Below are 7,557 nucleotides of genomic sequence, written 5' to 3'. Positions count from 1 at the left end.
CCATCAAACCGTGGGATCAAACAGCTAAGTCTGGGTGGGGCCAGGATTCCTCACCTACCGCCTCCTATTTGGCGGCGGTTTGTAAAGATTTTTGAACTTTGTAAGACTTGGATCAAACGCTTTATCAACATCAATCAAGCTGAAACCCATACCGCTCTTTTCGCAGACCGATAAGATTTCAACCAAGGTATCACGAATCTGATCTGACATATTGAGCACTTGTTTTTTGGCGTAAATAAACCCTGACCACTCAGTTTCAGCGCCGAGGTTTGACCATCCCAGAGCGTCAAGCCGAGGCAAGGAATACTTGGCCTTTATATATGGCAGCCAAGCCCTTCTAAAGACCCTCGTTTTGGCATATTCGCAAACCAGACCGATTGACGCTGCCACAACCCTCGTTGAAAACCCATTTAGTTGTTGAAGGCTTTTGGCTCGCGCGCGATGGCGGACATCCACGCACATCGCAGCATCGGTCAGTCTGGGCTCGAAGCCGACTTGCGGCGGTGCAGCACGCTATACTTGACCGTAATGGCACCTGAGGGGGTCCCCAGTTGACCGGTCCCAGCCAGAAGCGGACATGACCTTTGCAGTCGCAGCACCAGAGGCATTCCGAAGTGCGGGCGGAGACCGGACTTTCGCTGCGCCGGGCATGAATGGCGTCTCGACGCAGAAGCGGACTGTTGTTGCCCTGTTTTGATGCAGCGCAAGCACGAATGGAGCTTACCGACGGCAGTCGTGACTATAAAATCAGGATGTTTGCTTCGCTTGGGCTTCATCTGTGCGCTGAGATCTGCTTCCGAAGGTAAGGCAGAAAAAGCCATTCCTGACTTGAGATCGATGCAGAGCGGCTCCCCCGATTCAAGGGTGCAGACAACCCAAGCCGCCCTTGAAAGTGCATCCTGCCACGCTGGTGCGTCACCGCCACAGCGGCTTTTCCTTCTTAAGCATCTTTCGCGTAACCTGTTGACAGGCCGTAAAATTCTCGAATAGCTCGCCCAACTATGTATCTCGCCTATGGGTTTTAGGAGAGACTCCCGGTCTTCTCGGGGGGGGTGTGTCGTCGCTTGGGGTTTATGAGTGTCTGTTTTGCGGTTTTTACCGCAAGATTTTGCGTATCAGTTGTTTTCGCCCATCCGCATGCCTGCAAGTCTGGACATGATTTGGCCATTGGGCCGAAAGGGCGCACTCGATGAACAACGTATTTCGACTGATCTGGAGCCGCCGTCTTGGCACTTTGGTGCCTGTGCCCGAGGGGCTGGGGACGGCTGGGCGTAAGACCCGTCGGATGATGCGTCGCTTGCGCCGGTTGATGCGCAAGATGGTCGGAGCGGGCGCTGCGGCGTTGACGTTGGGTATCCTCGTGCCGCTTGGCGCACAGGCTTTGCCCACGGGCGGGCAGGTTGTGGCCGGGCAGGCCGCGATTGCGCAAAACGGCAGCCAGATGACGATCACCCAGTCCAGCGACAAAGCGATCCTTAACTGGCAGGGCTTTGACATTGGCGCGCGCGAGCATGTGACGTTTGCCCAACCCTCGACCAGTTCGGTCGCGCTCAACCGGGTTGTGGGCAATTCTGCCAGCGCGATTTATGGCGGCATGGATGCCAATGGTCAGGTGTTTCTCGTCAACCAGAACGGTGTGTATTTTGCGCCCGGCGCGCAGGTCAGCGCAGGCGGGTTGTTGGTCTCGACGCTGGGCATCAGCGACAGCGATTTCATGGCGGGACGCCTCAGCTTTAGCGGCGACAGCACGGCAGGCGTCACCAATGACGGCCTGATCCGCGCGGGTCAGGGCGGCTATGTTGCCTTTATCGGGCGTCATATCGACAATGAGGGCCACATCATCACGCCGGGTGGCACGACGGCGCTGGGGGCCGGCGGCGCGGTGGATATCTCGCTGTCGGGCAACGCTTTGGTGCAATTCCGTGTCAGCGCCGATGCGCTGGATGCGCAGGTCAAAAACGGTGGCGTGATCCGGGTCGATAATGGTGCGGTCGTGATGTCGGCGCGCGCGAAAGATGCGCTGATGAAAACGGTGGTTAACAATAGTGGCGTGATCGAGGCGCGCGGTGTGCGCCGCAGTGCGGGCGGCACGATTGAACTACTGGGTGGCAATTCCGGCACGGTGGCCGTCAGCGGGCGGCTGGATGCCGGCTCAAGCGCGGGCAAAGGCGGCACGATCGCGGTGCGCGGGCAGCATGTGGTCGCGAAATCCACCGCGCAGTTGGATGTGACGGGTGCGCAGGGCGGCGGCGAGATCGCCTTTGGCGGCGGGTTGCACGGCGCAGGCGGGGCGCAGGCGGAAACGGCGAGGGTGGAACAGGGCGCGGTGCTGGATGCCAGCGCGACCGGGCAGGGCGATGGCGGCACGATTGCCATCTGGTCTGACATCATGCGGGCGGATGGCGTGACGCTAAGCTACGGGACGTTGCTGGCCAAAGGCGGCGCGCAGGGCGGTGATGGCGGCATGATCGAGACCTCGGGACATCGTCTTGATGTCACCGGCAGCACGGTCAGCACGAAGGCCGATAATGGCGCGGATGGCACTTGGCTGCTCGACCCCTACAACCTAAGCGTGACGGATGACAGCGCGACCTCGGCCAGCTCTGGAGCGAACCAACCGGCGGGCGCGGATTCGACCATCCTCGCCTCCAGCCTCTCGACCGCGCTGGCCTCGGGTAACGTCACGATCCAGACCACCGGCACAAGCGGCGCGGAGGCGGGCGATATCACGGTGGACGCGGCCATCGGCTGGTCCAGCGACAACACACTGACCTTTGACGCAGCGGGCAACATCGCCGTCAACGCCGCGATCACCGCATCGGGCAGCGCGCCGGGTCTGGCGCTGAAATACGGCCAGTCCAGCACGGATGGCGCGGGCGCGTCCTACAGCATCAATGCCCCGGTGTCGCTGACCTCGGGTGCCAGCTTTACCACGCAGCTGGGCTCGACGGGCGCGATCCTCAGCTATACGGTCGTGACCGATGCCACCGCGCTTCAAAACATCAACACCACCGGGCTGGGCGGCGCTTACGTGCTGGGCAGCGATGTCAACTTGTCGAGCATCGCCAGCTTCACCCCGATCGGGAGTTTAGGAGGCGGGTTCACCGGTCAGTTTGACGGTCTCGGCCATACGATTAGCCATCTGACGATTACTCCGACTTCAGGCGCTGGCACCGGAGGCCCCGGAGGCCCCGGAGGGTTCGGACCGTTTTCAAGCTCTGCCACCGGACTGTTTGGAAAAGCGATTAACGCTAGCCTGCGCAATGTCGGGCTGATCGACGCCAATGTCACAGGAGAGTCGACTGTCGGCGCTTTGGTCGGGAATGCTAGTAACAGCACGATTAGCAACGCTTATGCGACGGGGACCGTGACGGGCATGAACACTGTCGGCGGTCTGGTCGGCAGCAGCGGCGCCAACAGCACGATCAGCAACGCCTATGCGGAGGGGGCCGTGTCGGGCGAGAGCCATGTCGGCGGTCTGATCGGCAACAACTCTGGCACGATCAGCAACGCCTATGCGACGGGGGCCGTGACGGCGTCGGGTTCCAATGTCGGCGGTCTTGTCGGCGGAGGCAACACAGGCACGATCACCAACGCCTACGCGACGGGGGCCGTGTCTGGGACAGGCTATGTTGGCGGTCTGGTTGGTTTGTTCAATAGGAGCACGATTGGCAACGCCTATGCGACGGGCGGCGTGACGGGGACGGGTTCCAATGTCGGAGGTCTGGTCGGCTACAGCTACGATAGTACAATCAGCAACGCCTACGCGACAGGGGCCGTGTCCGGGCAGAACCATGTCGGTGGTTTATTGGGTGATTCCTTGTGGGGTGCGGCCAGCAATGTCTACGCGACGGGGGCCGTGTCGGGAACGTACAACGTCGGCGGTTTGTTCGGGTCCAGTCTTGGCACCACAATCACCGACGACTATTGGGACAGCAACTCAAGCGGGCAAAGCACCAGCGCCGGCGGCACGGCCCTGACCTCGGTGCAGATGCAGCAGCAGGCGTCGTTCACGGGCTTTGATTTTTCCACCACGCCAGATTGGGTGATTTATGAAGGGCACACCGCGCCGCTGCTGGCCGCCTTCATGACGCCGCTAAGCGTTTCGGCGAGCGCACCGCATGTGACCTATGACGGGACTGTGGCCGGGGCCTCAAGCATCACCACCACGGTGACAGGTTCCGCCCCGGCGGGCGCGCTGTTTGGCAATTCGGGCACCTTGAACAACGCCGCGACCCCGTTTGGCAACGCGCGCAATGTCGGGACCTATCATGCTGACCTGTGGTCGGATCAGCAGGGCTACCTGATCACGCAAACCGGAACGACGCTGACCATCGATCCGCGCAGCCTGACCGGCTCGATTGCCGATGGGAGCTCGACCTATGGCGATGCGTTGGCACCGGGGGCGGTGAGCTTCACCAACTCGGTGTCGGGTGATGCGGTGAGCGGCACGGTGGCGGTTGCCACTGCGGGGCATCTGAGCACTGGCGGGCATCTCAACGCGGGTAGCTATGCCGGGGTCGAGAGCGTCTCGGGCCTAAGCGGTGCGGATGCGGCCAACTACAGCATCGGCACGATCACTGCGGGCGATTACACGGTGGGCAAACTGGCGCTTGCCGGGAGCATTGCGGCGGGCGGCTCGACCTATGGCGATGCGTTGGCACCGGGGGCGGTGAGCTTCACCAACGCGGTGTCGGGCGATGCGGTGAGCGGCACGGTTTCGGTTGCCACTGCGGGGCATCTGAGCACCAGCGGTCATCTGAACGCGGGCAGCTATGCGGGGGCCGAGACGGTTTCGGGGCTGAGCGGCGCGGATGCGGGCAACTATACGCTCGGCACGATCACTGCGGGCGATTACACGGTGAGCAAACTGGCGCTTGCGGGCTCGATTGCCGATGGGAGCTCGACCTATGGCGATGCGTTGGCACCGGGGGCGGTGAGCTTCACCAACTCGGTGTCGGGTGATGCGGTGAGCGGCACGGTGGCGGTTGCCACTGCGGGGCATCTGAGCACTGGCGGGCATCTCAACGCGGGTAGCTATGCCGGGGTCGAGAGCGTCTCGGGCCTAAGCGGTGCGGATGCGGCCAACTACAGCATCGGCACGATCACTGCGGGCGATTACACGGTGGGCAAACTGGCGCTTGCCGGGAGCATTGCGGCGGGCGGCTCGACCTATGGCGATGCGCTGGCACCGGGGGCGGTGAGCTTCACCAACGCGGTGTCGGGTGATGCGGTGAGCGGCACGGTTTCGGTTGCCACTGCGGGGCATCTGAGCACTGGCGGACATCTCAACGCGGGCAGCTATAGCGGGGCCGAGACGGTTTCGGGGCTGAGCGGCGCGGATGCGGGCAATTACAGCATCGGCACGATCGCTGCGGGCGATTACACGGTGGGCAAACTGGCGCTTGCGGGCTCGATTGCCGATGGGAGTTCGACCTATGGCGATGCGTTGTCACCGGGGGCGGTGAACTTCACCAACGCGGTGTCGGGTGATGCGGTGAGCGGCACGGCTTCGGTTGCCACTGCGGGGCATCTGAGCACTGGCGGGCATCTCAACGCGGGCAGCTATGCCGGCATTGAGAGCGTCTCGGGCCTAAGCGGTGCGGATGCGGCCAACTACAGCATCGGCAGCATCACTGGCGATTACACGGTCGCTCAGCGTGCGCTGAATGTGGCGCTTACCGGCACTCCGACGCGGGTTTATGACGCTACATTGGTGGCCAATCTGGTGCCGGGCGATTTTAGCATCAGCGGGGTTGCGCAGGGCGACCAGCTTGAAGTGACGCAGACCAGCGGCACCTACGCCTCGGCCGATGTGGGTACGCTGATTGCTGTAACCGCCGATCTGAGCGCGGGCGATTTCCGCGGCATTGGCGGCACCGATCTGGCCAATTACAGCCTGCCGGTCCCCACCACGGTCACGGGGTTCGGGGCGATTACGCAACCGCTCCCCATTGGCGGTCCTGGATCGCCGCTACAAAACAATCGCGTCAATCGTCTCTCGGGGCTGCCAGTGGCGAGCGCGTTGAACGTGCCGCTGGGCGCACCTCCGCCCGGGACGCCCTCGCTGGAGATCCAGAACGGTGGCGTGAAGGGGGCAGACGATGATGCATCGTGATAGCGCCGCTCGTGCAAACAAAAAGGAAGACCTGCCGATGAGACAGCAGACACTGCCAATCGCTGTCCGTGGGGCAGAGCGCGCGATGACGCTGGCCCTCGGGTTTGGGCTGCTTCTGAGCAGTGGTGCACAGGCGCAAAGCCTGCCATCCCCCGGTGCGGTGCTGCAACAAACGCGCCCCGCGCAGGCCCAGCCCACAGCACCGGGTGCGGTGCTGACACTGCCTGCGCCGTCGCGCCAAAAAAGCGGCTCCACTTTGCTGATCCCGGTCAGCAAGCTGGTGATTGAAGGCAATAGCTGGCTGGCCGCGCCCGAGTTGCACAAGCTGGTCGCGCCCGCCGAGGGGCACAAGCTGACGCTGGATGTGCTTAACGATTATGTCGCGCGCATCACCGAGGCCTATCACGCGGCGGGCTACCCCGTCGCTTATGCCTATCTTCCCGCACAAAAAGTGCGCAACGGGGTGATCCACATTGCCGTGGTTGAACCGCATTACGACCAGGTCACGGTCAGCGGCGAGTCGCGCTTCAAGGCCAGCCAAGCGCGTGCCACTGTCGGGGTGAAACCCGGCGATCCGGTGGCCTCCAAACCGCTGGAGCGTGGCTTGTTGCTGCTGCAAGAAACCCCCGGCGTGCAGGTGCAGGGCATCTTGCTGCCCGGTGCGCAGCCCCAGACCTCCACGCTTGATCTCAAGCGCGCCGATCTACCGCTGGTGACCGGCTCTGTCGGGCTGAGCAATGACGGCAACCAATATACTGGCAAGCTGCTGGGCAATTTCAACGTCACGGCGAATAACCCCTTCGGGCGGGGCAGCAGCCTGTCGGCCAATGGGCTGCTCTCGCAAAGCGGCGGTCTCAAAGCGGGCGGATTTTCGGCGCTGTCGCCCGATCTGGGCAACGGTCTGCGCGCGGGCGTTTATGGCTCGGTGACGAGCTATGTTCTGGGGCAGGATTTTGCCGCGCTTGATCAGCACGGCAAGGCCAGTCAGGCGGGCGTTAATTTAAGCTATCCGCTGCTATTGGAAACGGGGCGGCGGCTGGATCTGCGCTTTGATCTGCTCAAGAACTGGATGTCACAGGACACCCGCAGCACCGCCACGCAGGACGATCAGCAGGTCACGCTGGCACGGCTGGGGCTGAGCGGGGCGATCAGAGATGCCAAGGGCAATGTTACCTCGGGGCGCATCGCGCTCTCGCAGGGGCGCTTGACGCTCGGGCCGGATACCGCGCGGGTGGCGGATGCGGCGGGGCCGAACGCGGCGGGGGATTTCTCGTTGCTACGGTTCCGGCTGACGCGCGATCAGCATCTGGGGCAGGGCTTTCGCCTGCGCGCCGATCTAAGCGGCCAGCTTGCCAGCAAGAACCTCGACAGCTCGCAGAAATTCTACCTCGGCGGGCCGGATGGCGTGATGAGTGCGTCGGCAGGCGCGGGCGGGGGCG

At 62.9% G+C, this 7,557-nt stretch carries 2 protein-coding genes; both read left to right on the top strand.

The features are described 5' to 3' along the window. Window positions 1-1,189: 1,189 nt before the first annotated feature. Entirely contained in the window at window positions 1,190-6,118 is a 4,929-nt protein-coding gene (locus DT23_RS15890) for a two-partner secretion domain-containing protein (RefSeq protein WP_038132828.1), read from the top strand. Window positions 6,119-6,155: 37 nt separating this feature from the next. After that, window positions 6,156-7,557: ShlB/FhaC/HecB family hemolysin secretion/activation protein (locus tag DT23_RS15885; RefSeq protein ID WP_162177267.1), on the top strand; the 1,402-nt coding region annotated here is incomplete at its 3' end.

Source organism: Thioclava indica, from assembly GCF_000714545.1.
Classification (GTDB): domain Bacteria; phylum Pseudomonadota; class Alphaproteobacteria; order Rhodobacterales; family Rhodobacteraceae; genus Thioclava; species Thioclava indica.
This window is presented reverse-complemented; position numbering and strand designations above follow the sequence as displayed.